31 protein-coding genes and 1 other RNA gene are annotated in these 26,173 nt (G+C 63.3%); 20 read left to right on the top strand and 12 right to left on the bottom strand.

Translation table 11 applies throughout. The features are described from left to right. Positions 1–63: 63 nt before the first annotated feature. Positions 64–1,209: a putative manganese transporter gene (locus QKW60_RS07060; protein WP_282367542.1), complete on the bottom strand. Its 1,146-nt coding sequence runs from the start codon at positions 1,207–1,209 to the stop codon at positions 64–66. 96 nt (positions 1,210–1,305) lie between these two features. Here QKW60_RS07060 and QKW60_RS07055 point away from each other — a divergent pair, with 96 nt between their 5' ends. From QKW60_RS07055 to QKW60_RS07045, 3 genes are read left to right on the top strand one after another with little or no spacing between them, the layout of a single operon-like run. Further along, positions 1,306–1,755 (top strand): PaaI family thioesterase, encoded by a 450-nt coding sequence (locus tag QKW60_RS07055; protein ID WP_282367541.1) that lies wholly within the window; start codon positions 1,306–1,308, stop codon positions 1,753–1,755. Continuing rightward, positions 1,752–2,267, top strand: a complete 516-nt coding sequence (locus QKW60_RS07050; RefSeq protein ID WP_282367540.1) for a PaaI family thioesterase — start codon at positions 1,752–1,754, stop codon at positions 2,265–2,267. The genes QKW60_RS07055 and QKW60_RS07050 overlap by 4 nt, the downstream gene beginning before the upstream one ends. Next, a complete protein-coding gene (locus tag QKW60_RS07045) occupies positions 2,260–3,564 on the top strand; it encodes an MATE family efflux transporter (protein WP_282367539.1) in 1,305 nt (434 codons plus the stop codon). Before QKW60_RS07050 ends, QKW60_RS07045 begins: the two co-directional genes overlap by 8 nt. Positions 3,565–3,654: 90 nt before the next feature. Here the strand turns inward: QKW60_RS07045 and arsC are convergent, their stop codons facing one another. Genes arsC through QKW60_RS07030 form a run of 3 tightly spaced genes read right to left on the bottom strand, consistent with a single transcriptional unit; the run spans position 3,655 to position 5,386 of the window. Continuing rightward, on the bottom strand, positions 3,655–3,996 hold the full coding sequence (arsC, locus tag QKW60_RS07040) for an arsenate reductase (glutaredoxin) (protein WP_282367538.1): 342 nt from the start codon (positions 3,994–3,996) through the stop codon (positions 3,655–3,657). Further along, the gene (locus tag QKW60_RS07035; RefSeq protein ID WP_282367537.1) at positions 3,993–5,051 is read right to left on the bottom strand and encodes a quinone-dependent dihydroorotate dehydrogenase; all 1,059 of its coding nucleotides are present in this window, start codon (positions 5,049–5,051) and stop codon (positions 3,993–3,995) included. The genes arsC and QKW60_RS07035 overlap by 4 nt, the downstream gene beginning before the upstream one ends. Next, complete coding sequence (locus tag QKW60_RS07030) at positions 5,048–5,386, bottom strand: DUF952 domain-containing protein (RefSeq protein WP_282367536.1); 339 nt, start codon at positions 5,384–5,386, stop codon at positions 5,048–5,050. The genes QKW60_RS07035 and QKW60_RS07030 overlap by 4 nt, the downstream gene beginning before the upstream one ends. A 150-nt stretch (positions 5,387–5,536) precedes the next feature. On the opposite strand from QKW60_RS07030, the gene QKW60_RS07025 reads away from it, so the two are divergent. The 8 genes from QKW60_RS07025 to QKW60_RS06990 all read left to right on the top strand — a co-directional run bounded on the left by QKW60_RS07025 (position 5,537) and on the right by QKW60_RS06990 (position 11,275). Next, positions 5,537–7,111: a bifunctional metallophosphatase/5'-nucleotidase gene (locus QKW60_RS07025; protein ID WP_282367784.1), complete on the top strand. Its 1,575-nt coding sequence runs from the start codon at positions 5,537–5,539 to the stop codon at positions 7,109–7,111. A 202-nt stretch (positions 7,112–7,313) separates the two neighbouring features. Further along, the gene (locus tag QKW60_RS07020) at positions 7,314–7,520 is read left to right on the top strand and encodes a cold-shock protein (protein ID WP_282367535.1); all 207 of its coding nucleotides are present in this window, start codon (positions 7,314–7,316) and stop codon (positions 7,518–7,520) included. 137 nt (positions 7,521–7,657) lie between these two features. Further along, an RNA gene (gene rnpB, locus QKW60_RS07015) (RNase P RNA component class A) lies at positions 7,658–8,058 on the top strand. 62 nt (positions 8,059–8,120) lie between these two features. Next, positions 8,121–8,825: a DUF533 domain-containing protein gene (locus QKW60_RS07010; protein ID WP_282367533.1), complete on the top strand. Its 705-nt coding sequence runs from the start codon at positions 8,121–8,123 to the stop codon at positions 8,823–8,825. A 157-nt stretch (positions 8,826–8,982) separates the two neighbouring features. Further along, positions 8,983–9,687, top strand: a complete 705-nt coding sequence (locus QKW60_RS07005; protein ID WP_282367531.1) for an EF-hand domain-containing protein — start codon at positions 8,983–8,985, stop codon at positions 9,685–9,687. Between the two features lie 132 nt (positions 9,688–9,819). Next, a complete protein-coding gene (rpmG, locus tag QKW60_RS07000) occupies positions 9,820–9,987 on the top strand; it encodes a 50S ribosomal protein L33 (RefSeq protein ID WP_017928995.1) in 168 nt (55 codons plus the stop codon). A 463-nt stretch (positions 9,988–10,450) separates the two neighbouring features. Beyond that, positions 10,451–10,807: a hypothetical protein gene (locus tag QKW60_RS06995; protein ID WP_282367529.1), complete on the top strand. Its 357-nt coding sequence runs from the start codon at positions 10,451–10,453 to the stop codon at positions 10,805–10,807. A 33-nt stretch (positions 10,808–10,840) separates the two neighbouring features. Continuing rightward, positions 10,841–11,275: a copper chaperone PCu(A)C gene (locus QKW60_RS06990; RefSeq protein WP_282367527.1), complete on the top strand. Its 435-nt coding sequence runs from the start codon at positions 10,841–10,843 to the stop codon at positions 11,273–11,275. A 38-nt stretch (positions 11,276–11,313) separates the two neighbouring features. On the opposite strand, the gene QKW60_RS06985 is transcribed toward QKW60_RS06990, so the two are convergent. Continuing rightward, positions 11,314–11,838, bottom strand: a complete 525-nt coding sequence (locus QKW60_RS06985) for a GNAT family N-acetyltransferase (protein WP_282367525.1) — start codon at positions 11,836–11,838, stop codon at positions 11,314–11,316. Then, on the bottom strand, positions 11,831–13,018 hold the full coding sequence (locus QKW60_RS06980; RefSeq protein ID WP_282367523.1) for a phosphoglycerate kinase: 1,188 nt from the start codon (positions 13,016–13,018) through the stop codon (positions 11,831–11,833). The genes QKW60_RS06985 and QKW60_RS06980 overlap by 8 nt, the downstream gene beginning before the upstream one ends. A 152-nt stretch (positions 13,019–13,170) precedes the next feature. On the opposite strand from QKW60_RS06980, the gene QKW60_RS06975 reads away from it, so the two are divergent. From QKW60_RS06975 to QKW60_RS06965, 3 genes are all read left to right on the top strand, one after another. After that, entirely contained in the window at positions 13,171–13,677 is a 507-nt protein-coding gene (locus QKW60_RS06975) for a peptidylprolyl isomerase (RefSeq protein ID WP_282367522.1), read from the top strand. Continuing rightward, a complete protein-coding gene (locus QKW60_RS06970) occupies positions 13,670–14,284 on the top strand; it encodes a peptidylprolyl isomerase (RefSeq protein WP_282367520.1) in 615 nt (204 codons plus the stop codon). Before QKW60_RS06975 ends, QKW60_RS06970 begins: the two co-directional genes overlap by 8 nt. Before the next feature lie 86 nt (positions 14,285–14,370). Then, positions 14,371–15,345: a DUF3179 domain-containing protein gene (locus QKW60_RS06965; protein ID WP_282367518.1), complete on the top strand. Its 975-nt coding sequence runs from the start codon at positions 14,371–14,373 to the stop codon at positions 15,343–15,345. Between the two features lie 107 nt (positions 15,346–15,452). Here the strand turns inward: QKW60_RS06965 and QKW60_RS06960 are convergent, their stop codons facing one another. Both QKW60_RS06960 and tyrS read right to left on the bottom strand, forming a co-directional pair. Continuing rightward, entirely contained in the window at positions 15,453–16,184 is a 732-nt protein-coding gene (locus QKW60_RS06960) for a heparan-alpha-glucosaminide N-acetyltransferase (protein ID WP_282367517.1), read from the bottom strand. After that, the gene (gene tyrS, locus QKW60_RS06955; protein ID WP_282367782.1) at positions 16,181–17,431 is read right to left on the bottom strand and encodes a tyrosine--tRNA ligase; all 1,251 of its coding nucleotides are present in this window, start codon (positions 17,429–17,431) and stop codon (positions 16,181–16,183) included. Before tyrS ends, QKW60_RS06960 begins: the two co-directional genes overlap by 4 nt. Positions 17,432–17,494: 63 nt before the next feature. Here tyrS and QKW60_RS06950 point away from each other — a divergent pair, with 63 nt between their 5' ends. Next, the gene (locus tag QKW60_RS06950; RefSeq protein WP_282367516.1) at positions 17,495–18,598 is read left to right on the top strand and encodes an anhydro-N-acetylmuramic acid kinase; all 1,104 of its coding nucleotides are present in this window, start codon (positions 17,495–17,497) and stop codon (positions 18,596–18,598) included. 22 nt (positions 18,599–18,620) lie between these two features. On the opposite strand, the gene QKW60_RS06945 is transcribed toward QKW60_RS06950, so the two are convergent. After that, positions 18,621–19,442 carry a hypothetical protein gene (locus tag QKW60_RS06945; protein WP_282367514.1) on the bottom strand — a complete coding sequence of 274 codons (822 nt, stop codon included), beginning with the start codon at positions 19,440–19,442 and terminating at the stop codon, positions 18,621–18,623. A gap of 148 nt (positions 19,443–19,590) precedes the next feature. Next, entirely contained in the window at positions 19,591–20,214 is a 624-nt protein-coding gene (locus QKW60_RS06940) for a TetR family transcriptional regulator C-terminal domain-containing protein (RefSeq protein WP_282367512.1), read from the bottom strand. Between the two features lie 127 nt (positions 20,215–20,341). On the opposite strand from QKW60_RS06940, the gene QKW60_RS06935 reads away from it, so the two are divergent. After that, on the top strand, positions 20,342–20,599 hold the full coding sequence (locus tag QKW60_RS06935) for a cupin domain-containing protein (protein WP_282367780.1): 258 nt from the start codon (positions 20,342–20,344) through the stop codon (positions 20,597–20,599). Here QKW60_RS06935 and QKW60_RS06930 read toward each other — a convergent pair. After that, entirely contained in the window at positions 20,515–21,444 is a 930-nt protein-coding gene (locus tag QKW60_RS06930; protein ID WP_282367510.1) for a class I SAM-dependent methyltransferase, read from the bottom strand. The genes QKW60_RS06935 and QKW60_RS06930 overlap by 85 nt on opposite strands. Before the next feature lie 124 nt (positions 21,445–21,568). Then, entirely contained in the window at positions 21,569–22,201 is a 633-nt protein-coding gene (locus QKW60_RS06925) for a TetR/AcrR family transcriptional regulator (protein ID WP_282367508.1), read from the bottom strand. Between the two features lie 129 nt (positions 22,202–22,330). Here QKW60_RS06925 and QKW60_RS06920 point away from each other — a divergent pair, with 129 nt between their 5' ends. The 4 genes from QKW60_RS06920 to QKW60_RS06905 are packed head-to-tail and all read left to right on the top strand — an operon-like array spanning position 22,331 to position 26,126. Further along, positions 22,331–23,581, top strand: a complete 1,251-nt coding sequence (locus tag QKW60_RS06920) for a Zn-dependent hydrolase (protein ID WP_282367507.1) — start codon at positions 22,331–22,333, stop codon at positions 23,579–23,581. After that, entirely contained in the window at positions 23,578–23,871 is a 294-nt protein-coding gene (locus QKW60_RS06915; RefSeq protein WP_282367505.1) for a hypothetical protein, read from the top strand. The genes QKW60_RS06920 and QKW60_RS06915 overlap by 4 nt, the downstream gene beginning before the upstream one ends. Position 23,872: 1 nt before the next feature. After that, positions 23,873–25,327, top strand: coding sequence for a dihydropyrimidinase (gene hydA / locus QKW60_RS06910; protein ID WP_282367503.1), 1,455 nt, complete (start codon positions 23,873–23,875; stop codon positions 25,325–25,327). Between the two features lies 1 nt (position 25,328). Beyond that, complete coding sequence (locus QKW60_RS06905; protein ID WP_282367502.1) at positions 25,329–26,126, top strand: ABC transporter ATP-binding protein; 798 nt, start codon at positions 25,329–25,331, stop codon at positions 26,124–26,126. The last annotated feature ends 47 nt before the right edge of the window (positions 26,127–26,173 follow it).

Genomic DNA, 26,173 nt, shown 5'->3' with positions numbered 1-26,173 from the left:
CTCCTCCTGCGCAAAAGGTAACCGCAGGAGAGGCGTCGTACAACTCGCGATCGCCGCCTGACCTCAGTTCAGAAACCCGGGCGCGAAGATGTAGAAGCCGTAGGCGAGGATCAGCGCAGGGATGGTCGAGAATACCGTGGCCATGATCGCCGCTTTCGGGGCCAGAGCGATGGCGGGAAAGAGCGCGTCGCCGTCGTTCGAGATCGCATTGGCCATCAGCGCCGAGAAGGGGATTGCGCCATTGATGTAGAGCGTTGCTACCAGAACCTGCGGCCCGCAGCCGGGGACAAATCCGATAGCGGCGGCGATCAGCGGCAGAACCGGCGCGATTGAGGCGAACATCGCCTTCAGGTCGAGCCCGGCATATGCGGCCGCGTAGTCATAGGCGAGATAGGCGATAATCACCCAGACCGAGATGAAGGAGGTTTCCTCGGCCATCCGCGTGACCGGCCCGTCCGAGGCATTCGTCATCGCGTTCACGGGTGAGGCGGCCCAGATCGCGAGGCCGGTGAAGACGCCCGCCAGTGCGAACCATGTCACAGGTATGCCGAGGACATGGTTGATTTCAATCGCACCGATCTGTGCGGCCCCCACGATCAGGCCGGGAATGGCAGCGGCAAGATAGGCGTAGTCGCGAAGGCGCGTCTTGCCGATCCGTGGGGCGATGTCGCAGGCGCCGCCCTGCGGACGATAGTCGGTCACGACGAAGCGGTCGATGAGCCAGCCGGTCAGGATGCCGGCGCCGAACTGCACGGGCAGCAGGACCAGCGCCGCGTCGGGTCGGGTCGCGATCAGGAGAAAGGCCGCGTCTCCCATCGTTGCGGTCAGCGTGGCCACGACCGCGCCGAACGAAACCTTGCCCGAGGCATACGCCGCCACCACGACGACAGCGCCGCCGCAGCCGGGTGTCGCGCCAAGAAGGGCGGCAATCGGCACCTGCATGCCACGCGCCTTGCCCATGGCAAGGCCCATATCGAAGCGGAAGAGTTTCTCGAGCCCGTAAAACAAAAGAAGCGTTGCCGCGACAAAGGCCGAGACCTGCACGAACGCGTCCTGCATCAGCCCGCGCGTCAACTCGCCCAGTTCCCCGGGTGCAAGCGCGAGCGCCACAAGGGCTGCGACCAATAGCAGACGACGTGGGCGGAATGGGCCTAACCGGGTCAGTCCAATTCCGGGCAGGGTGGGGGTGGTCAGGTCGGTATTGTGCATGATGCTCTGCAATTGAGAATTATTCTCAATTGCAGAAGATACCACTTGCGGCTGGTTTGGCAAGGGCCAATAACTCGGGCCGAAAGGATCCGGGCCATGGAAAGCAGAAAAACCGCCGCCGCGCGTCAGTTCATCGAGGCGATCCCGCATAGCCGGGCGCTTGGAATGGTGCTCGACAGCCTCGAAGACGGGGTGGCGGTGATCTCCATGCCCTATGATGCGCGATTCGTCGGCGATCCGCAGACGGGTGTCATCCATGGCGGCGCGGTGTCTGCCCTGATGGATACCTGCGGCGGTGCGGCGGTGATGAGCCACCCGACCGGGGTGATCGGGACGGCGACGATTGATCTTAGAATTGATTACATGCGGCCAGCCAAGCCCGGCGACCGGATCACGGCGCGGGCCGAGTGCTATCACGTCACCCGCTCTGTCGCCTTCGTCCGCGCGACAGCGCATGACGCGGATATGTCGCTGCCGGTGGCAACCGCAACCGGGGCCTTCACGCTGGAACGGGCACCCACACCGAAGAGGGAGGGAAGCGCATGACGAAGCGCGCCAAGCCCGAGCCGGTTCAGGTCGTCAAGGAACGCCGCGATGCGGCCCTGAAGGCCATCGTGCATGGCGTTCCCTATATCCAGTTCCTTGGCATCGAGTTCGAACGGCGCGGTGATGAACTGACGGCTGTCCTGCCCTTTGATGACAAGCTCATCGGCAATCCCATGCTACCCGCGATCCATGGCGGCGTGACGGCGGCTTTCCTTGAGGTGGCGGCGATCATCGAGCTTTCGTGGTCGCTGATCTGGGAAGAGATGGAAAGCGGGCGGCTCGATCCGAAGACGCTCGACCCGGACCATCTGCCGCGCCTGCCAAAGACCATCGACTTCACCGTCGATTATCTGCGCACCGGCCTGCCGCGCGACGCTTATGCGCGGGCGCGGGTCAACCGGTCGGGGCGGCGTTATGCCAGCGTGCATGTCGAAGCCTGGCAGGACAACCGGTCGCGGCTTTTCGCGCAAGGAACGGGGCATTTCCTGATGCCTGACCGTTCGGATGGCTGAAATCACCCACCGTCGCGTTCTGAAGATCGCGCTGCCCATCGTATTGTCGAATGCCACTGTGCCGCTTCTGGGTGCGGTCGATACCGGCGTTGTCGGCCAGATGGGCGCGGCCGCGCCAATCGGTGCGGTGGGTGTGGGCGCGGTGGTTCTGGCCTCGATCTACTGGATCTTCGGATTCCTCAGGATGGGGACTTCGGGCCTTGTCGCTCAGTCCCATGGCGCAAAGGACCCCGCTGAAACCGGCGCGATCCTGATGCGGGCGCTGATGATTGGAGCCGCGGCCGGTATCGTCTTTATTCTCTCTCAGGTGCTGCTCTTCCGTGCCGCTTTCTGGCTGGCGCCCGCCTCGGACGAGGTGGAGGCGCTGACGCGCGGGTATCTCGCGATCCGCATCTGGGGCGCCCCGGCAACCATCGCGCTTTATGCCGTAACAGGCTGGCTGATCGCGGTCGAACGGACGCGCAGCGTATTGGTCCTGCAACTCTGGATGAACGGGCTGAATATCGGGCTCGATTTTGTCTTCGTCCTCGGCTTTGGCTGGGGGGTGGAAGGTGTGGCCATCGCCACGCTGATTGCGGAATGGAGCGGCCTTGCCCTTGGCCTCTGGCTCTGCCGTCCGGCCTTTGCTGGCGGACAATGGTGCGACTGGGCACGGGTCTTTGACCGGGTCCGTATCGTGCGGATGATGAAGGTCAACGGCGATATCATGATCCGCTCGGTCGTTCTGCAGGCCTCCTTCACCACTTTTGTATTCTGGGGCGCGCATTTCGGGGATGTGACGCTGGCTGCCAATCAGGTCCTGTTGCAGTTTCTCGAGATCACGGCCTTCGGGCTCGACGGGTTCGCCTTTGCTGCGGAATCGCTCGTAGGGCAGGCGGTCGGCGCGCGGTCGGCCTATACCGTGCGCCGCGCGTCGGTTGTGACCAGCCAGTGGGGCGTGGGCGGAGCGGTGGCGCTTGGCCTCTTCTTCTGGATCGCAGGGCCTTTGCTGATCGACCTGATGACGACCGAGCCGGATGTACGCGCCACTGCGCGGGGTTACCTGATCTGGGTGGCGCTTGCCCCCGTCATCGGCGTTGCGAGCTGGATGTTCGACGGCATCTTCATCGGCGCCACGCTCAGCCGCGAGATGCGCAATGCGATGCTGGTTTCCGTCGCGATCTATGTCGTGGCCCTGATGACCCTGCCCGACGCCTTCGGCAATCACGGGCTCTGGGCCGCACTCATGGTGCTTAACGTGGCGCGGGGGGTGACGATGGCCCTGCGCTACCGGCGGGCGGAAGAGGTGGCGGCCTGAGTGCCGGGGGCGCTGCCCGTCGTCCATTGGTTCTCAAACCAATGGCGCACCAAAGGACGACCCCTCGATGTATTTCCGAACAGAAGAAGATCAGAAGAGGTCGAGCACCGATTCCGGCGGGCGGCCGAGGGCGGCGCGGCCTTCATGCAGGACGACGGGCCGTTCGATCAGCGCGGGATGCGCAGCCATGGCGGTGATCAGGCGGTCATCTTCCATGTCTTTGGTCAGGCCGAGTTCCTTGAAGAGCGCATCGCCCGAGCGCATCAGGGCGATGGCGGGGATGTTGAGCGCGGCAAGCGCGGCACGGATTTCAGTCTCGGTTGGTGCGTCCTGCTGATAAAGGCGGATCGTCGGGGCGATTCCGCGTTCTTCCAGGAGCGCCAGTGTCTGGCGGGATTTGGAGCAACGGGGATTGTGCCAGATCTCTGTCATAGCCAGTCCTTTCGTCCGGTGCCGACGGCCTCGGCCACCGTCGCGAAACCATCGCGGGCGAGAAGCGCATCAAGGCCCCTGGCGATCTCGGTGACCAGCGACAGACCCTGATAGACCATTGCTGAGTAAATCTGTACGGCCGAAGCACCGGCGCGGATCTTCTGATACGCGTCATCGGGCGAGAATATCCCTCCAACGCCGATGAGCGGCAGCTTGCCCTCTGTCAACTGGGAAAGCCGCGCGAGGATGCGTGTGGATTTTTCAAAGAGCGGCGCGCCGGACAGGCCGCCAGCCTCGTCCCGGTGTCGGCTTCTCAGCCCGTCGCGTGACAGCGTGGTGTTGGTGGCAATCACCGCGTCGATGCCGGAGGTCAGGGCAACCTCGGCCACGTCGGCCAGTTCAGCCTCGTTCAGATCGGGGGCGATCTTGAGGAAGACCGGAATGCGGCGGGGCAGGCCATCGCGGGTGGCGATCACGCCCGCGAGCAGCGCGGACAATGCCGCCTTGCCCTGAAGATCGCGCAGTTTCTCAGTATTGGGCGAGGAGACGTTGACGGTGGCGAAGTCGACATGCGGCCCGCAGGTCGCCAGCACCTTCGCGAAATCGGCGGCGCGGTCGGCCGATGTCTTGTTGGCCCCGAGGTTGAGGCCCACCGGCACATGGCGCTTGGCCCCGGCAAGCCGCGCGGCGATCGCCTCGGCACCTTGATTGTTGAAGCCGAAGCGATTGATGACGGCGCGGTCTTCGGTCAGGCGGAAAAGGCGGGGTTTCGGATTGCCGGGCTGCGGCAGAGGGGTCGCCGCACCGACCTCGACGAAGCCGAAACCCGCGCGGGAGAGCGGCGTAACCGCTTCGGCATTCTTGTCGTAGCCTGCCGCAAGTCCGACCGGATTCAGCAGGTCGAGCCCGGCGATGCGGGTTTTCAGCCTCGGGCTTTGATAGACGCCGGGCAGCGGTACGAGGCCAGCGGAAAGCGCGCGGATCGACAGGCCGTGTGCGACCTCAGGATCGAATTGATGCAACGCACAAAGACCGGCGCGTTCGATGAGATTCACAGCATGCCCTCAGGGAAGATATGCCCGGTGGCCCCAAGCGGCAGGGACTTGTCCCAGACGACCTCCGAGATCGAAAGGGGCCGGTAAAGATGGGGAAAGAGCGCGCCGCCACGCGAGGGTTCCCAGCGCAGATCGGCGCCGAGGTCACCCGCCCGAAAGGCCACGAGCACAAGGTCGCTTTCGGTGGCGAAATGCTTTGCCGCCGTCTCGGTCACCTGTTCGGCGGTGGAGAAATGAATGAACCCATCGGCCAAATCTACGGGCGCGCCGAGCGTCTTGCCCGCGCTGCGGAACGCATCCCATTCGGGGCGGCGGAAGATCTTGTAGATCAGCATGGCCCGCTCATGCCCGGTCAGGCCCGTCCGGTCAATCCCGCCTGCGTTATCAGGGCGTCACAAAGTGCCGCTAGGGCACATTTGATGGGCTTTGACACCGCGTCGATCTGCGCCCATTCTGATGCGATCAACGATAACAGGGAGTTTCACATGGCCACCCGGATTCTCACCTCCGCGGCACTTCTCGCGCTTTCGGCGGGTATGGCGCAGGCGGATTATTCGCTGACGATTCTGCATACCAACGATTTTCATGCACGGTTTGAGCCAATCTCCAAATACGACTCGGGTTGTTCAGCCGAAGATAACGACGCGGGCGAATGCTTTGGCGGCACCGCGCGTCTGGTGACAGCGATTGCCGAGGCGCGGGCGCGGTCGAACAACTCGATCCTCGTCGATGGCGGCGACCAGTTCCAGGGCACCTTGTTTTACACATATTACAAGGGTGCGGCCTCGGCCGAATTCATGAACAAGCTTGGCTATACCGCGATGACCGTGGGCAACCACGAGTTTGACGACGGGCCGGAAGTTCTGCGCGGGTTCGTTGATACGGTCGACTTTCCCATCCTGATGTCGAACGCCGATATCTCGGGCGAGCCGCTTCTGGACGGTGCAATCCAGAAATCGGTGATCATCGAACAGGGCGGCGAGAAACTCGGCCTGATCGGCCTGACGCCGCAGGATACCGACGAACTGGCAAGCCCCGGCAAGAACGTGATCTTCACCGATCCGGTCGGCGCGGTTCAGGGCGAGGTCGACAAACTGACCGCCGAGGGCGTGAACAAGATCATCGTTCTGTCGCATTCCGGCTATGGCGTCGATCAGAAGGTCGCGGCGGAAACGACGGGCGTCGATGTGATCGTCGGCGGCCATACGAATACGCTTTTGTCGAACAGCAATGACCGTGCTGAAGGCCCCTATCCGACCATGGTGGGCAATACCGCCATCGTCTCGGCCTATGCCTATGGCAAGTTCCTGGGCGAGCTGAACGTGACCTTCAATGATGCCGGTGAGATCATTGAGGCCACGGGCGAACCGCTGATCATGGACGCGGCCGTCACCGAGGACGGGGCGACGAAGGAGCGGATCGCGGAACTGGCCGTGCCACTCGATGAGATCCGCAACAAGGTCGTGGCCGAGGCCGCCGAAGCCATCGACGGTGACAGGGCGAATTGCCGGGCGGTCGAATGCCAGATGGGCAATCTTGTCGCCGATGCGATGCTGGCGCGCGTCGCCGATCAGGGTATCCAGATTGCGATTGCCAATGGCGGCGGCCTGCGCGCCTCCATCGATGCGGGCGAGGTGACGATGGGCGAGGTGCTGACCGTGCTGCCGTTCCAGAACACGCTTTCGACCTTCCAGGCCAAGGGCGCAACAATCGTGGCCGCCCTTGAAAACGGCGTGAGCCAGGTCGAGGAAGGTGCTGGCCGTTTCGCTCAGGTCGCGGGTCTGAAATACACCTTCGATCCGGCGGCCGAGCCCGGGTCCCGCGTGTCGGACGTGATGGTCGGCTCGGGCGATGACTGGGCGCCGATTGAGGCCGATACCGTCTACGGCGTCGTAACCAACAACTATGTCAGGAATGGCGGGGACGGCTTTGACATGTTCGCGACTGACGGCATGAACGCCTATGATTTCGGCCCCGATCTGGCCGATGTCACGGCGGAATATCTTGCCGCCAAGGGGCCTTACACGCCTTACCTCGACGGGCGTATCACCAAGAAATAACATCAGCTCGCGTGGGCGGGTTTTAGCCTGCCCATGCCATCTTGCCGATATTTCTTGCAAATTCGTCGGCGAACGCGCATATGACGCTGGCGACGTTACCTCTTTCGACCACTGTCTCCCTTACCGGCCTCAGTTCTTCGATTGTGACTGACTGCGCCGGACCGCTGCGCTGTGTGGGCGGTACTACTGAGGAGATATCACGATGGCTACTGGCTCCGTGAAATGGTTCAACGCTACCAAAGGTTTCGGCTTCATTGCTCCCGATGGCGGCAAAAAAGACGTGTTCGTGCACATCTCGGCGCTTGAGCGTTCGGGCATCCGCGAACTGGCCGACGGTCAGAAAGTGACCTTCGACATCGAAGCCGGCCGTGACGGCCGTGAATCGGCGACGAACCTCCAGCTCGCCTGAGCTGAACGGTAACGTTCGGATATTCGGAAAGGGCGGTGCGAAAGCGCCGCCCTTTTCATATTGAACCGCGTGATGCGCCGCACCAGGTCTGCAGGGCAGTTGACGCCGCCCGGATCAGCGCATAACTCCGTCTTCGCGCGGATGGCCGGATGATCGCGGCCCCTTTCGGGGACGAGGAAAGTCCGGACTCCATGAGGCAACGGTGCCGGGTAACGCCCGGCCGGGGAAACCCGAGGGAAAGCGCCACAGAGAATATACCGCCCCCGTTTCGGCGGAGGTAAGGGTGAAACGGTGGGGTAAGAGCCCACCGCGGGACTGGCGACAGGACCGGCACGGCAAGCCCCACCGGGAGCAATGCCAAATAGGGGCCTCGCGCGGGGCAAGTCCGCAAGGATACTGACCGCAGGGACGCTTCAGCCCGAGAGGCCCGGGTTGGCAGCTTGATCCCGCCGGTAACGGCGGGGCGAGAGGAATGGTCATCCAGCCCCGGATCACGGTCCGGGGTAGACAGAATCCGGCTTACAGGCCATCCGCGCATTTTCTCCCCCCGTGCCGCGATCCCCACGTTATGATGGGCGAAATCAGTCCGGGAGGTTCCTCATGAGTTTCGTCAAGACCCTTGCTACGCTCGCCGTCGGTTTCGCCGCCGCGCGGGGCTATGACAAGTACCGCAAAGTCGGCGGGATGGATGGCGTCAAGGACGCTCTGAAAAAGGCCGGGGAACCGGGCGGTGCGGTCGATCAATGGGGCCAGCAGGCCGAGAAGATGGGCCTGCCGGGCGGTGCGAAGATGGTGCGGCAGATGTACGAACAGTTCGGGGGCGCGTCGGAGGCTGCCGAGGCCGGAATCGGCAGCCTGATCGGGTCCATGACCAGTGCGGCGACGGCGGGCGGCAAGGCGATGGGCGACATGATGGAGGCGATGACCGGGGCGACACCAGCCTCGCCCATCGCCGAGGAAAATGCCCGCCTGATGATCCGGGCGATGATCCAGGCCGCCAAGGCGGATGGCGAGATCGACGCCGAGGAACGGGCGAAGATCCTTGATCACCTCACGGATGCCAGCGACGAAGAGATCGCCTTTGTCGAGGCCGAGCTTGACCGGCCTGTCGATGCGATGGCCATGGCCGAGGCAGCGGGCGCCTCGATGCGCGAGCAGGTCTACTCGTCGTCACTGATGGCGATCCAGCTTGATACGCCGGCAGAGCAGACCTATCTGGACCAGCTCGCCACCGCACTGGGGCTCGACACCGCAACGCGGGCGCGGCTTCACGCGGCAATGGGGCGGACGCCGCCAGGCGCCTGACACAGGGGGGCGTATCGCAGGAGCGCAGGTCCGGTCGCTGCGCGGCGTTCCGCTCTCACGCAAGCGTGAAGTCCGCGATTGACATTCGTCAGGGCGAGAACCTCCAGTTCGGCTTTTCTTGGCTGCGATGACAATCGCGGTCATGAAAGGACATCCGATGAAAAGTCATGCGTTTATGGCGACACTTATCGCCGCTTGCGTCGTTGCGCCCGCTCTTCAGGCGCAATCTGGGCCGGGATACGGCATGGGGCAGGGCCCTGGCATGCCCGGTTATGGCATGATGGCGCCGTGGGGCGGCGAGCCGGAAGGTTGGGGCTGGTTCAGCCAGCGCCGAGGAATGGTCCCCGGCTGGGGGCCGGGCTGGGGTGCGCCGGATGGATACCCTGACCCGGGTACAATGCCTGGCTGGGGCGGTGGTCCGGGCTGGGGTGGCATGATGCAGGGCTGGGGCGGTATGCCGGGTTCAGGCATGATGCCCGGTTGGGGCGGTGCGCCAGGGCAGGGGCATATGATGCCGGGGCGCGGCGGATTCGCGCCGGTGGATCTGGATCAGGACGGAACCGTCACGGCTGAGGAAGCCGCCGCGCACTCCACGGCGGTCTTCAGTGCGCTCGACCTCGATGATGACGGCGCCCTGACGCTCGACGAATTCATGGCGATCCGAATGGGCTGGGTCGGCGGCTTCGACTCGAACGCCAGGCAGGCGCGCAAGCAGGCCCGTTTTGATCCCATGGATGGCGACGGGGACGGCGTTGTGACGCGGGAAGAGTTCATTGCGGCGGCCCGCGCGCATTTCGAACAGGCCGACAAGGATGGGAACGGCGTATCGCCTTGGGAGTTCCGTTCGCGCATCTGGAACTGACGCACTGACCGCTTTCCGGCCGGCGTTGCAGTTCGGTGCGAAGAGGTGGTTGACTCGGCCGGGAAGACGGTTAAAAGGCGGGCTTCAAGGATTTCGCGGGCGGCGCTGCCGTCCGGCTAGTGGAGAACGACTATGGCGAAGCCGACGACGATCAAGATCCGTCTGAACTCGACGGCGGGCACCGGGCACTTCTACGTGACCAAGAAGAATGCCCGCACCATGACCGAGAAGATGGTTGTGCGGAAGTACGACCCGGTCAAGCGTGAGCATGTCGAATACAAGGAAGGCAAGATCAAGTAAGATCTGCCGATCCCGAGGGATAGTGAGGCCGCGCAATTGCGCGGCCTTTTCTTTTTGATTGCCTGGAAATCGCACAGGCTTGCTCTGAGCCCGTTGCGGAATTTGGCGCGTACGACCCTTTTCGCCCGGAACAAGCCGAAGGCGCCGGGCGAGCGCCTGCCCGTCCGGGCGGGCTGGCGCTTTTGCAACCGCGCGCCTCGCATGAGGTCAGAGGGGTTTTGCTGCCATAAATTGTATTGAATACTGGTTGCCGCGCCACCCCACGGGCAGGCGCCCACCCGGCTACCGTTGTGCATGCGGCAAGGTCCGTTTCGTCCCGAGTCCGACCGCTGCTTATCGTATGGGGCTTAACCGAATTCACCACCGTTCCAGCCAAACATCTGAAACCGGGGCGTTTCCCCCCACTCTGCGACCGATTGGCGCGGGCCTTTTCAATCCCCACTCCCGCCTCTAGGTTCCGGCCATGATCTTCCTTCCGCTCCGCAAGGCGATTGCCCTGATTCTCGTCGTCGCCGTGACGGCGATGAGCCTTGCTGCCGCGACCGCTCGGGGTCAGGTCTCCGTTGCGGGGCAGGTGGTGGTGCTCTGCTCGGGCGGCGGTCTGGTTCAGGTCACGCTCGACGCCGATGGCAGTCCCACCGGCGAAAGCCATTTCTGCCCCGACCTTGTGGCATCGGTTCTGTCGGCCCATGTGCTGACCGCGCCAGAGCCTGAACGACCCGTGGTTCGGGCCGAGAAGGTCGTGGTTTCTCACGGCGTGTCTTCGACATTCCACGCGCCCCCGGTGTCGCGGGCGCGGGCACCTCCGGTTTCAGCCTGATCGAACCATCAGACTGAAACCAAGGAGAAAAAGATGACATTCCTGAAATCCACTCTGACCGCCTGTGCGGTCGCCTTTGCAGTGCCCGCTTTCGCGGCGGACACGATCATCGTGACCGATGCCTATGCCCGGTTCATGCCCGGGGCTATGGCAGGTGCGGCCTTCATGCAGATCGAAAATCACGGGGCGGAGCCCGACCGGCTGGTCGACGTCGCTTCGGACATTGCCGAGCGGGTCGAGCTGCATACCCACAAGACCGGCAGCGACGGTGTCATGCAGATGATGCATGTGCCTGAAGGCTTTGAGGTCCCGGCCGGAGGCACCCATGCGCTGCAGCGCGGGGGCGATCACGTGATGTTCATGGGGCTTGCGGAGCGCCCGGAAAATGGGGGCAGCGTGACTGTCACCCTGACATTCGAGAAGGCCGGGGAGGTCACGCTCGACATTCCCGTCGACAACGCCCGGTAACGTCCCGGCTTGCCTGGTAAGGTGGGTTTCGACCCACCTTACGCCCGGGAAGGCAGATCGAAGCGCTTGCGCTGCCGGTCCACCCTGGTCCCATCCCGCAGCGGCAGCGCGACGAGCCGGTCGTAATCGGCAAATCCGATCGCGCCGTAGTATCTGAGCCCTGCGGTGTTATCGGCGCGAATGGTCGCGTCGATCGTGCGGACACCGGCGGCTTCGGCTGCAATCCTTGTGGCCGACCACAGCGCCTTGCCGATTCCGCGACCCTGTTCGCCGTCGGCGACGAAACTTGCGATGACCGCCCAATCGGCGGGCAGCTTTCCCGGTCCCGGCCAGTCGGGATCGCACCATTCGAGGTGCTGAAAACCCAGAAGGCCGCCCGCATCCTCGGCCACGGTGCAGGAAATCAGGCGCGGCGGGCGGATGTAATGAGCCAGCATCCGCGCTTTGTCGAACGGTCTTTGATGGGCCGTTGTTCCGCCCTTTGCGATGATCGCGTTGAGAAGCGCGCACATCGCCCCGGCATCGTCCGGCCGGGCGGGGCGGGTAAGTACCGGATCAGCCAAGGGCTGCGACGCCGGGCAGGGTCTTGCCTTCCATCCATTCGAGGAACGCGCCGCCTGCTGTGGAGATATAGGAGAAATCTCCCGCCACGCCCGCCTTGTTCAGCGCGGCCACCGTATCGCCGCCCCCCGCGACCGAGGTCAGGTGGCCAGCCTTTGTCAACTCCGCCGCCTTGGCTGCCGCCGCATTCGTCGCGGCATCGAAGGGCTCAATCTCGAACGCGCCCAAGGGGCCGTTCCAGATCAGCGTCCGGCAGGCGGTGAAGACATCGGCGATGGCCGTGACCGTCGCGGGTCCGGCATCGAGGATCATGGCATCTGCCGGGCAGGCACCGGCGGCGACGGTTTGATTCGCGGCACCGGCCTTGAATTCCCGCGCAACGACAACATCGGTGGGCAGATGAATGGCGCAGTTCGCCTCTTCGGCTTTGGCGAGGATCGCGCGGGCGGTGTCGGCCATGTCGCGTTCCGCGAGCGAGGCGCCGACCTCGATCCCCTGCGCAACAAGGAACGTATTGGCCATGCCGCCGCCGATCACCAGATGGTTCACCTTCTCCACGAGGTTGCCGAGAAGGTCGAGCTTGGTCGAAACCTTGGCCCCGCCGACGACCGCCACGACGGGCCGCATGGGATCGCCGAGGGCCGCGTCCAGCGCTTTCAGTTCCGCCTCCATCAGCCGCCCCGCGCAGGAGGCCATCAGATGCGCGATGCCTTCTGTCGAGGCATGTGCCCGGTGCGCGGCCGAGAAAGCGTCATTCACATAGACTTGCCCAAGTGCTGCGAGCGAGGCCGCCATCGCCGGGTCATTCTTTTCCTCGCCCGCATGGAACCGGGTGTTTTCCAAAAGGAGCACGTCGCCCGGCGCCATCGCCGCGACGGCTTTCTTGGCCGGGCCGCCGATGCAATCCTCGGCGAAGGAAACCTTCTGGCCAAGGGCGGCTTCAAGCGCGGGCAGGGTCACGCGCAGGCTCATCTCCGGCACGACCTGCCCCTTGGGGCGACCGAAATGCGCGAGGAGCACGACCTTGCCGCCCTTTTCCTGAATGGCCTTCACCGTTGGCACGATCTTTTCGATCCGCGTCGCGTCGGTGACGCGACCCGCTTCGACCGGCACGTTGATATCGACCCGGACGAGGGCGACCTTGCCGTTGAAGTCCATGTCGTCGATCGTTTTCCAGCTCATCGGGCGAATCCTTTCGGGCGGGCAGGCGGTGATACACTTCTTCCCGCCAGATCGCCCGAACCATAGGCGAAGGTCAACCGACACGCGCGCTTTGCCCTTTTCTTGGGCGTCCACCCGCACTAGGTTCCCCCGCAACAGTCAAGGAGACCCACATGGCCGAGATCAAGGACCCCGAAAACACCATCATCATGACGCTGAAAGACGGCGATGTTGTGATCGAGCTGCTTCCCGACGTGGCGCCGAAACATTCCGAACGCATGAAAGAACTGGCGCGCGGCGGGCAGTACGACAACGTGGCCTTCCACCGGGTGATCGAGGGCTTCATGGCCCAGACCGGCGATGTCGAGCATGCCAATATGGAAAAGGACTACAATCCGCGCCGGTCCGGCACCGGCGGATCGAGCCTGCCGGACCTGCCGGCCGAATTTTCCAAGCTGCCGCATGACCGGGGAACGCTGGGTGCTGCGCGGTCTGCCAATCCGAACTCGGCCAACAGCCAGTTCTTCATCAACTTCAAGGACAACCATTTCCTGAACGGGCAATACACCGTCTATGGGCGGGTGATTTCTGGGATGGAGCATGTCGACAAGATCCAGCGCGGCGAACCGCCTGCATCGCCCGACCGGATGATCTCGGTCAAGGTCGCGGCGGATGTCTGATACGCGCGTCTTTCTCGGCGCCATGGCGGTCGGGGTGGTTGCGATTGGCGCGGCTGCCTTCCTTTACATGCGCAACACGACCGGAGAGGTCTCGACCGAGGACGGGCCGGGGCCGAACCTTGTGATCGAGGTGGCGGGCGAAGCCAACGGCGAGGTCGTGATCGATCTTTTGCCGGAAGTCGCGCCGCAGCATGTCGCCCGGATCGTCGAACTGGCCGAAAGCGGTGCTTATGACGATGTGGTCTTTCACCGGGTGATCGAAGGGTTCATGGCCCAGACCGGCGACGTGAAGTTTGGCAAATATGGCGGTGACATTTCCGCCGCAGGGACCGGCAGGTCCGATCTGGAGAACGTGCCGGCCGAGTTTTCCAAACTTCCCTTCCAGCGCGGCACCGTCGGCATGGCGCGGGCGGGCAATCCCGACAGCGCCAATTCGCAGTTCTTCATCATGTTCGCCGAAGGCAGCTTTCTGAACGGCCAGTACACTGTCTTTGGCAAGGTCGTGTCGGGGATGGAGGTCGTCGATGCGATCCGCAAGGGCGAACCCGATCTGAACGGCGCCGTTACCGACCCCGACCGGATGGTCAAGGTAACGGTCGTCAAGTGACACATCTTTTCACCTTCGAGTGAGATGCCCGCCCAAAGGCTGGTCTAACGCCCCCGTCCGCGCCACCATCGCAGGCGGGGGTTTTCATGTTTCATGCTCGCCATCTTCTGATCTTCGCTGCCGGCCTCGTGCTGGCCGCTCCGCTTCTGGCCTCGCCCGAGCGCTGGCGCGGTGAGTGGCCGAAGACCGATTTCTCCCGATCCGCAGTGCCATTTGAGGAGATCCTGTCGGGCGGCCCGCCGAAGGACGGAATTCCGGCGCTTAATGATGTCGAGATGATCCCGGTCGGTTCAGAAACACGGCTGGCCGATGCCGAACCGGTCATGGCGCTGGAGGTGGACGGTGCCGAGGCACGGGCCTGGCCGATACGTTACCTGACCTGGCATGAGATCGTGAATGACGAGGTGGCGGGCGTGCCGGTCGCGGTGACCTTCTGCCCACTCTGCAATGCCGGGATGATCTTTGACCGGCGGCTGGAGGGGTGGGTCCTGAGTTTCGGGGTGTCGGGCAAGCTCAGGCATTCGGACATGATCATGTATGACCGGCAGACCGAAAGCTGGTGGCAGCAGGCTTTGGGCGAGGGGATCGTCGGGGAGATGACCGGCAAGAAGCTGACGCAGCTTCCGGGCTGGATGGAAAGCTGGGGGGCTTTCCGGGCGCGAAACCCGGATGGACTGGTGATGGCGGAACCCGGCTGGCCCCGGCGTTATGGTCAGAACCCCTATGTCGGCTATGACGGTCTGGCCAAACCTTTCCTCTATTCCGGCGAGATGCCGCCCCATGGGATCGAGCCCCTGTCGCGCATCGTGCGTGTCGGCAACCGGGGCTGGCCGCTTGAGCGCGTGGCGGAGGCCGGGCGGCTGGAGGAAGGCGGGGTGATCATCGACTGGAGTGCCGGGCAGGCTTCTGCCCTTGACAGTGCCCGGATTGCTGAGGGTCGCGATGTGGGAAATATCCGGGTGAAGGACGCGGCGACCGGCCGCGATCTGGTTCATGACGTGATCTTTGCCTTTGCCTTCCATGCCTTCCATCCCGATGGGAAATGGATGCTGGGCGACTAGGCGTTTTCAGAATGAGCGCCTGCGGCGCGAGATTTTATCTCGTCGTCGGCCTTTCGGCCTCCTCCTCGGGTTGCCTCCGGCGGGAGTATTTTCGGACAGAAAGTGGATCAGCGCATGATCTGCGTGGCGGCCCAGACGAGGCCGATCAGTACAGGCTGGTGGATGAGGTAGATCGCGAGGCTGTGGCGACCGGGCCAGGCGAGGAGGCCAGGTTCGCTGTGATGCGTGAGGCGTGACCAGAGCCCGGTTCTTGTGCCCAATTTGGCGAGCGCAAGGCCCGCGAGGAAGGGGGCGAGCCAGGGAAAGAGCGGCACATAGTCGATGGCGGGGGGCGCGTTTGTCGACAGGCCGAGCGGCCAGAGGAGCGGCACGTCGAAGGCGGGCCCGTGCGGCAGTCGGGATATGGCGAAGACACAGGCGGCCACGGCGATGGTGATGGCGGCGGGCAGGCGCAGGAAGAGAAGGCCGACGAGGCTCGCCGCGGCGATGGAATGGAGGATGCCGAAGAAGACGTATGTCTGTGGCAGCGCGATGCGTGTGCCCAGCGTCACCATGAGGGCCGCGCCGGCGATCATTGCGAAGCGGCGGACAAAGGGCCGCCAGCGGATGCCCTGCGCATGGGCAAGCCAGAGGCTGATACCGGCGAGGAACAGGAAGCTGCCCGCGACGAGGCGCGCGAAGATCGCCCAGAAGCCGGTGACGGCGGTGCCCGGGGTGAGATAGCCGAACATCTCCAGATCGTAGGTGAAATGGTAGATGGCCATGCCGATCAGCGCGACGGTGCGGGCGATATCAAGCGCCGCGATCCGCCCTCGCCGCTGTCGGGCCGTGCCTGTCACCCGATGACCACCAGGGCGTGGCGCTTCTTGCCCGCCGTCAGTTTCACGGCATCGGCAAAATCGCCCGCGCCGAAGATCTGGCCCGCATCTGTGGCGAGGTCATCGTTCACCCGCGCGCCGCCCTCGGCGATCAGACGTTTCGCGTCCTTGCCGGATTTGGCGAGGCCCGAGCGCACGAAGAGTTGCGCCAGGCTGATCCCGTCGGCGACATCACCCACCGAGAGCGTGAGGGTCGGTAGGTCCTCGCCCACGCCGCCCTTCTCGAAGACTTCGCGCGCGGTCGCCTCGGCGGCGGCGGCGGCCTCGGCCCCGTGGGCCAGTTTGGTGACCTCGTTCGCCAGCACGATCTTGGCCTGATTGATCTCGGACCCCTGAAGCGCGCCGAGCCGGTCGCAGTCCTCCACCGGCAGTTCGGAGTAAAGCTTCAGGAAACGCCCGACATCGGCGTCCGTGGTATTGCGCCAGAACTGCCAGAATTCGTAGGGGCTGAGCATATCCGGGTTCAGCCAGATCGCACCCGACTGGCTCTTGCCCATCTTCTTGCCGTCGCTCGTTGTCAGCAGGGGCGAGGTCAGGCCGAAGATCTCGGCGTCCAGCACCCGGCGCGTCAGATCGATCCCGTTGACGATATTGCCCCACTGATCTGATCCGCCCATCTGCAACAGGCAGCCATAGCGGCGGTTGAGCTCAAGGAAGTCGTAGGCCTGAAGGATCATGTAGTTGAATTCGAGGAACGACAGCGATTGTTCCCGGTCGAGCCGTGATTTCACCGATTCAAACGAGAGCATCCGGTTGACCGAGAAATGCCGCCCGATATCGCGCAGGAAATCGAGGTAGTTGAGCCCGTCGAGCCATTCGGCATTGTTGAGCATCAGGGCATCGGTGGGACCGTCGCCGAAGGTGACATAGGCCGAGAAGACGTTCTTGATCCCGGCGATGTTGTCGTCGATCTGCGCGGGCGTCAGCAGCGGGCGCTCATCGGCGCGAAAGGACGGATCGCCGACCTTCGTGGTGCCGCCGCCCATAAGGACAAGCGGCTTGTGCCCGGTCTTCTGCAGCCAGCGCAGCATCATGATCTGGATCAGCGATCCGACATGCAGCGACTTCGCCGTCGCGTCAAAGCCGATATAGGCGGGCACGACACCCTTGGCCAAAGCCTCGTCCAGCCCCTGATAATCGGTGCAGTCGGCAAGAAAGCCACGCTCCATCATCACGCGCATGAAATCGGATTTCGGGTGGTAGGTCATCGCTGTATCGTCCATTCTCATCCGCACCCGCATATATCGGGTGGCGAGGCCGGGGGGAAGGGCATGAAGAAGGCCGAAGCGATCTGGGTTCTGGGCGCGATGTCGGGCACGTCGCTGGACGGGGTGGATGCCGCGCTGGTCAAGACCGATGGCGAGAGCATCTTTGGCTTTGGCCACCACGCCTACCGGCCCTATTCGGAACCAGAACGCGCTGTCCTGCGCGCGGCCCTTGGCCGCTGGCCCGGTGAGGACGGGGTGGATGCGGCGGCGCGTTTGGTCGAACGGGCCCATATCGAACTGATGTCGGGCCTTACCGAAGGGGTGGCGCTGGCCGGGTTCCATGGCCAGACTTTGGCCCATGATCCTGGTGGGCGCGGCACGCATCAGGCCGGCGACGGTGCGGTTCTGGCCGAGGCGCTGGGCCTGCCTGTTGTCTGGGATTTCCGCTCGGCCGATATGCAGCTTGGCGGGCAGGGCGCACCGCTTGCCCCCTTCTTCCACTTCGCTTGCGCGAAGTGGATCCGGGCAGAGGAGCCCATCGCCTTTCTCAATCTCGGCGGGGTTGGTAATTTCACCTGGCTTGATCCGCGGCTTGCGAAGCCGGACCTGCCGGGCGCCTGCCTTGCCTTCGACACGGGGCCAGCCAATGCGCCGATCGATGATCTGGTGTCATCACGGACCGGGGCGAGTTGTGACGAAGGCGGCAGGCTGGCAGCGAAGGGGAAAGTGGATGAGGCGGCGGTGTCGCGGTTCCTGAACCACCCCTATTTTTATAAGATTCCGCCGAAATCGCTCGACCGGGACGGGTTCCCGGCGCTGAAAAGCGCGGTGGAGGGGCTTTCGGTCGAGGATGGGGCGGCGACGCTGACGGCGGCGGTCGCGGTGTCGGTTGCGCGTGGCGCGGAGCATTTCCCGAAACCTGTCTCGCGCGTTCTCGTCTCCGGCGGCGGGCGGCACAATCCGGTGATCATGGCGGGCCTCGCCGTGGCGCTCGATCTGCCGGTCGATCCGGTCGAGGCGGTGGGGCTGAATGGCGACATGCTGGAAGCGCAAGCCTTTGCCTATCTCGCTGCCCGTGTCCGGCGTGGCCTGCCAACCTCATGCCCCGGAACAACCGGGGTGAGGGTAGCTATTGGCGGCGGCACGATCAGTCGCCCGCTGCAATAGACACAGCCAGCGCCGAACGTGGTCAGGCGATGGTCTTCGCACGTGCCAGAAACTGGTGATAGCTGGCATAGTCGAGCAGGGCGTCGTCTGACTTGGACATCGCCGCTGTCGGACGCGTCCGCTGGGCATTGCCCATGTCTTCGCCGCAGCCGCCTTCGTCCCAGGTATTGATCCGGTCGGCCCCAGATCCCGGAGCGCTGGTCTTTGGCGGGCTCGACGTGGCGGAACGCAGTTTGCCGAGCCCGTGGATCAGCTCATGCGTGACGATGTGGGTGCTGGTGCGGTCGGGATCGGCCGGGATCAGGATCACCGGCACATCGGCGAAGTTCCCGGCCACACGATTGACGCGCTGGCCGTCGTATTTCACCGCCCGGAACGTATCGACAAAGAGGATCATCTGCAGATCCCTTGGCCGTCCGATCCGACCCCAGAGGTCCTTGTAAACCTTGCGCGCCTCATTGGCATGATCATTCGGACCCTGGGCATCTGCCTGCTGCAGACGCTGGCCGAATTGCTGGCCGTCCTGCGGCCGCAAGGTGATCGGATAGAGGGTGAGCTGAATGCAGTACCGGGCGAACCAGCGCGCCGCTTCATCGAGTTTCGCCTGCGCCTGAGGGGCTGTCCACTGCGGCTGACCGAGCCGGGCCCAGTAAATCGGGATGCTGATCCGTTGCGGCACCCGGTAGGTCGCGGTCTGGGTGCAGGGCAATTTGCGCGGGATCGCGCCGTTGGTCTTTGAGCGGTAGAAGAGGTTGTTCTGGCGGTTCGCAAGAAACCTGCCGTCACAGCCGGGCGCCTTTTCAGGTGGTCGGCGCTTGTCTTTCTTTTCCTGAGGGTCTGGCACGTCTCACTTCCTTTCCGAAGTTACGTCCCGAAGCCCCACCGGTTGAGCCAGCAAGGGCTTCGACCCAGAGAAGTTTACCATAAAACCGTATCGGGCGTTTGCTTGAGCGCCTGTGACGATCTGAACCGGGCCTTGCCGGTGTGGATTCTTACGGGGCGAGCAGTTTGTGAAACAGCGTCTCCAGAAAGGCGTCGGCCTCGGCATAGGGGTCATGGCCGGGGCCGAGAACGGCGCGGACCTGCACGTCGAAATCGGCGTAATGCTGGGTCAGCGCCCAGATCGAGAAGATCAGGTGGTGCGGCGGCAGATTGGCGATGCGCCCGGCCTCGGCCCAGTCCTTCAGGACATTGGCCTTCTCGTCAACCAGCGCCTTCAACTCGCCTTCCAGCGCCTCCATAATCCGTGGCGCGCCCTGAAGGATCTCGTTGGCGAAAAGGCGGCTCTCGCGGGGATAGTCGCGGCTCAGTTCCAGTTTGCGGCGCACGTAATCCATGATTTCCGCGACCGGCTCGCCTTCCGGGTCGAGCGCCCTGAGCGGATCGAGCCAGGTGTCGAGCAACAGCGACAGAAGCTCGGCATGGATCGCTTCTTTGGACGGGAAATAATAAAGCAGGTTCGGCTTTGACAGCCCTGCCACATCGGCAATCTGGTCAAGCGTAGAGCCGCGAAAACCGTTCTGGGAAAAGACGTCGAGCGCCGCGTCGAGGATCGTCTGGCGGTTCTTCTGCTGAATGCGGGTCAGCGGACGCTCCGCCGCCTTTCCATTGGCCACGCTCTGGCTCTCCCCTATCCGGTCCTTTCCTGCTAGCGTGATTTTGACCGGGAGGTCAAACGCGAATTCCGCCTGCATGACGGCAAGGAGACCCGCCTTGGACAGAAGCCCCTGCACCGCCACCGAAATGATCGACGATGCCCGCGTTCGGGTGACACGGTTCGACTTCGCACCCGGTGCCGAAACCGGATGGCACTGCCACGGGTTCGACTACGTCATCACGGCCATCACCGATTGCGAGATGCTGCTGGAAGAGCCGGGTGGTGCGACGCGTCGGGTGACCGTCCCGGCTGGCACCGCCTATCGCCGAATGGCGGGGGTTGAGCACAATGTCATCAATGCCGGTTCCGGCTCCATGAGCTTTGTCGAGGTGGAACTGAAGTGACGCGCGCGTCCGGCGACCGGTTCGGCGGCGACAGGTTTTGTGGCGCAATACATCAGGTAGTCGCGGCGCCCCTCGGCGAAGTCGCGGTAGATCCATGAGCCGGGCACCCCGGCCCAGAGGCTGATCGCCCGGCGCGTGCCAAAGGGAAAGCGGTTGCCGATTTCGCTGGTCCGGCGCTTCTGGTCCTGCTCCAGCCCCCGCACGATGTTCTTTGTGATGTCCGTCACGCCGACCGGGGCGAATCCAGAACGTTCCAAAGCGGCCATTGTGGTTTGCCGCGCAAGTTTCGGGTCGCCCTTGGGGGGTGTGAAATCGGTGTAAAGGAACCGTCCCCCGGGTTTCAGGACGCGATACACTTCCGTCAGGAAGGCCGACAGGTCGGGATAACAATGCGAGCTTTCGACGTTCATCACCGCGTCGAACTCAGCTTCGTCAAACGGCAGGTCCATCGCATTGCCCTGCCGGAACGACAGGCCCTCCACCCCGTCATAGACCTTGCGGCAGAAGACCACCGCGCGCTCGGCCAGTTCGCACCCGATCATTTCCCGCGTGTTCATATAGCGGTGCACATAGGAGGCCCCGCCACCGCGCCCTGAACCGATGTCGAGCACCCGTTTTCCGGTCAGATCGGTCTGGCTTGCCACCGCGTGATAAAGCTGGGCGCAATAGCGTTCGGCCTCATCTTCGCCCTGCAGGGCCGGGGGCGGGATGTCTGCATCGAAGTCGAAGCCGTAATTCATGAACCGCAGATGGGTCGCATTCCGCAAGTGCCAGCTGATCAGCTCGTAGAGAAACCTGGCGCGTGATCCGAAAAAATACTGAACCCTGCTCGGGCGAAATGCCACCATCTGGTCCCAACCTGTCCCTTTAGTCTTTTCCCCAGCATTGGCCGCGACAGGCCTCCGGTCAATCAAAGTCGTGGAAAATGATGCAAAAAGACACGTTTGAGGCCCTGTGACGGTGTCAGGGTCAGATCGCCCCGATACCACGCAGAATGATTGTCTTGACGCTTTCCTTCGCCGCCTTCCACTGCCGATCCGTCAATGGCTTGCCCGCGTTCAGCGTTTCGATCTGGTGGCCGAAATCGGCGTAATGCTGGGTCGTGGCCCAGAGCATGTAAAGGAGGTGTTTGGGATCGATCGGGGCCATCTTGCCCTCGTCCACCCAGCGCTGGATCAGCTTGGCACGGTTGTCGGTCCATTCGCGCAGGGTGGTTTCCAGATAGTCCTGGATCACCGGCGCGCCGTGCATCACCTCGCTTGCCCAGACCTTCGACCCGAAGGGATGCTTGCGCGAGATATCCATCTTGGCGTCGATATAGGCCCCGATCCCCTCGACCGGGCCCGGCGCATTGTCGAAACTGTCGGCCGCATGCAGCCAGATCTCGAAAATCTGTTGCACCACCTTGCGATAAAGCTCTTCCTTCGTCGCGAAATAGTAGTGCAGGTTGGCCTTCGGCAGCCCCGCCATATCGGCAATAAGCTGCATCGTCGCGCCGCCGAACCCGGCCTCGGCAAAGACCTTTTCGGCAGCCGCAAGAATGCGGGCCTCGTTTTCGCGCCGCGCGGCGTCTCGCTTGGACAGTCGGATCGGTTCTGCCATCGTCTCCGAAGAAATTTGTTGACCGGTTGGTCAGGTTGTGGTCGTCTCAACCCTGACCATACGGTCAGAAAATGAGTCGCCGCAAGGGGCAAGAAGACCTCGGGACGCGAGACCGACAGGAGGATGATGATGCCAGCCCCCGGAGAGAATCTCAGGATCGACCCCGCGCGCCTTTGGGACAGCCTGATGGAGATGGCCAAGATCGGCCCCGGCGTGGCGGGTGGCAACAACCGCCAGACCCTGACCGATGACGATGCCAAGGGCCGGGCGCTTTTCCAGAAATGGTGCGAAGCGGCGGGCATGACCATGGGTGTCGACACGATGGGCAATATGTTCGCCACGCGGGCGGGCGAGGACCCCGACGCGCTGCCGGTCTATATGGGCTCGCATCTCGACACCCAGCCGACGGGCGGCAAGTATGACGGCGTTCTGGGTGTCCTGGGCGCGCTGGAAGCGGTGCGCACAATGAACGACCTCGGCATCAAGACCAAACACCCGATCGTGGTGGTGAACTGGACCAATGAGGAAGGCACCCGCTTTGCCCCCGCCATGCTCGCGAGTGGCGTCTTCGCGGGCAAGCACACGCAGGACTTCGCCTATGACCGCGAGGATCATGACGGCAAGAAATTCGGCGATGAGCTGAAGCGCATCGGCTGGGTTGGCGACGAACAGGTCGGCGCCCGCAAGATGCATGCGCTTTTTGAACTCCATATCGAACAGGGCCCGATCCTTGAGGCCGAACACAAGGATATCGGCGTCGTCACCCACGGTCAGGGCCTGCGCTGGATCGAATGCACGGTGACGGGCAAGGAAAGCCATACCGGCTCCACGCCGATGCATATGCGCAAGAACGCAGGCCGGGGCCTCGCGCTGGTGACGGAACTGGTGCATGAGATCGCGATGAAGAACCAGCCGAACGCGGTTGGCGCCATCGGCCATATCGACGTCTATCCCAACAGCCGCAACATCATCCCGGGCAAGGTCGTCTTCACCGTCGACATGCGGACCCATATCCTGCCGAAGCTGAACGCCATGGTCGCGGAATTCATGGAGCGCGCACCGAAACTCTGCGCCGACATCGGCGTTGAATTCGAAAGCAAGATCGTCGGCCAGTTCGACCCGCCCGCCTTCAACGAGACCTGCGTGAAGGCGGTGCGGTCTGCGGCCGAACGGCTCGGCTACAGCCACATGGACATCGTCTCGGGCGCGGGCCACGACGCCTGCTGGATCAACGACGTGGCCCCGACCGCGATGATCATGTGCCCCTGCGTCGACGGGCTTTCCCACAACGAGGCCGAGGAGATCAGCCCCGAATGGGCGGCGGCGGGGACGGATGTTTTGCTCCATGCGGTGCTGGAGACGGCGGAGGTCGTGGGGTGAGCTTTCTTGATGCGCCGCCAAACGCACAAGCCTTTGTTTGTTTGCACGTTTCTCGAAAGGAGCGAGAGGCGAACTTCGTTTTCCACCACGTAGACCGCTCATATTCGTTGTTTTGTGGCTACGAGGACTGTGATGCGAACAACCCTGCCAACGTCCAGATCGTAGCTCTTGGAACAATGACTTCTCATGATCCGGCATTCAGGAATTTAGAAAATTTGAAAGCTGGCTTTGAAGCGCACCGGATGGAAAACGACCAGTGGGACGTAATGCCAATACCGGAGGAGACATGAAATGACCACAGTCATCAAGAACGGCACCATCGTCACCGCCGATCTGACCTATAAGGCGGATGTGCTGATCGAGGGCGGCAGGATCGCCCAGATCGGCGAAAACCTGAAGGGCGACAAGGAACTGGACGCCACCGGCTGCTATGTCATGCCGGGGGGGATCGATCCTCATACGCATCTGGAGATGCCCTTCATGGGCACCTATTCCACCGACGATTTCGAATCCGGCACCCGCGCGGCCTTGGCGGGGGGCACCACGATGGTCGTCGACTTCGCTTTGCCCGCGCCGGGGCAGGGGCTGCATGACGCGCTTCAGATGTGGCACAACAAGTCGGGCCGGGCGAATTGCGACTATTCCTACCACATGGCCGTGACCTGGTGGGGCGAGCAGGTCTTCAACGAGATGAAGAGTGTGATCGAGAAGGAGGGCATCACCACTTTCAAGCATTTCATGGCCTACAAGGGCGCCTTGATGGTCAATGACGATGAGATGTATGCCTCCTTCAAGCGGCTCGCCGAACTGGGCGGCATCGCGCTCGTCCATGCCGAGAATGGCGACGTGGTGGCTGAGCTTTCCGCGAAACTGCTGGCCGACGGCAATGTGGGCCCCGAGGCCCATGCCTATTCGCGGCCCCCGCAGGTCGAGGGCGAGGCCACCAACCGCGCCATCATGATCGCCGATATGGCGGGCGTGCCGCTTTACGTGGTGCATACCTCCTGCGAGGACGCGCATGAGGCGATCCGCCGGGCGCGGATGCAGGGCAAAAGGGTCTGGGGCGAGCCGCTGATCCAGCACCTGACGCTGGATGAATCTGAGTATTTCAACAAGGACTGGGACCATGCCGCCCGCCGGGTGATGAGCCCGCCCTTCCGCAACAAGAAGCATCAGGACAGCCTCTGGGCCGGGCTTCAGTCGGGCTCACTCTCGGTCGTCGCGACCGATCACTGTGCGTTTACCACCGATCAGAAGCGCTTTGGCGTCGGCGATTTCACCAAGATCCCGAACGGGACCGGGGGGCTGGAGGACCGGATGCCGATGCTCTGGACCCATGGGGTCAATACCGGCCGACTGACGCCGAACGAGTTCGTGGCGGTCACTTCAACAAACATTGCCAAGATATTGAATTGCTATCCGAAAAAGGGTGCGGTTCTGGTCGGCGCGGATGCCGATCTGGTGGTCTGGGACCCCGAGCGCACCAAGACGATTTCGGCGAAGTCGCAGCAATCGGCCATCGACTACAACGTCTTCGAGGGCCACGAGGTGAAGGGCCTGCCGCGCTACACGCTGACCCGTGGGGTCGTCGCGGTGAATGACGGCAAGGTCGAGACCCGCGAGGGGCATGGCGAATTCGTCCGTCGCGAGGCCGGGAACCCGGTCAACAAGGCGCTGTCGAGCTGGAAGGAACTGACCTCCCCGCGTCCGGTGCAGCGGACGGGCATTCCGGCGAGCGGGGTCTGAGGTGAAGGACACCGCCGCAACATCGCCGGTGATCGAGGCGAAGGGGCTGGGGCTGACGTTCCAGACGAATGACGGCCCGGTCCATGCCCTGAAGGATGTGAACCTGACGGTCGAGAAGGGCGATTTCGTGTCCTTCATCGGCCCGTCGGGCTGTGGCAAGACCACCTTCCTGCGCGCCATCGCCGCTTTGGAGCACCCGACGGAAGGCACGCTGAGTGTCAACGGAATGAGCGCCGATGCCGCGCGGCAGGCACGGGCCTATGGCTATGTGTTTCAGGCGGCAGGGCTCTATCCCTGGCGGACGATTGCCGGGAATATCCGGCTTCCCCTTGAAATCATGGGGTTTTCCAGGGCCGAGCAAGCGTCGCGGGTGGAGAAGGTGCTGGCGCTGGTCGATCTTGAAGGGTTCGGCAAGAAGTTCCCCTGGCAGTTGTCGGGCGGCATGCAGCAGCGCGCCTCCATCGCCCGGGCTTTGGCCTTTGATGCCGATATCCTGTTGATGGACGAACCTTTCGGCGCGCTCGATGAGATCGTGCGGGACAAGCTGAATGAGGAGGTTCTGAAGCTCTGGGCGCGAACAGAAAAGACCATTGGCTTCGTCACCCATTCGATCCCCGAGGCGGTCTATCTGTCGACCAAGATCGTGGTGATGAGCCCGCGGCCAGGGCGGATCACTGATGTAATCGAAAGCCCGCTGCCGAAGGAACGGCCGCTCGACATCCGCGATTCGAAAGAGTTCATCGAGATCGCGCACCGGGTGCGTGAAGGTCTCAGGGCGGGGCATGGCGATGAGGTCTGAACCCGGTCTGGCGAGCGTCGGCAAAACGTATGGCAGGCGTATGGCAG

Origin of the sequence: Albidovulum aestuarii (genome assembly GCF_029961185.1) — a bacterium.
Lineage (GTDB): Bacteria > Pseudomonadota > Alphaproteobacteria > Rhodobacterales > Rhodobacteraceae > Albidovulum > Albidovulum aestuarii.
Note: the sequence above shows the minus strand (reverse complement) of the source record. Positions and strands in the feature narration are given on the sequence as shown.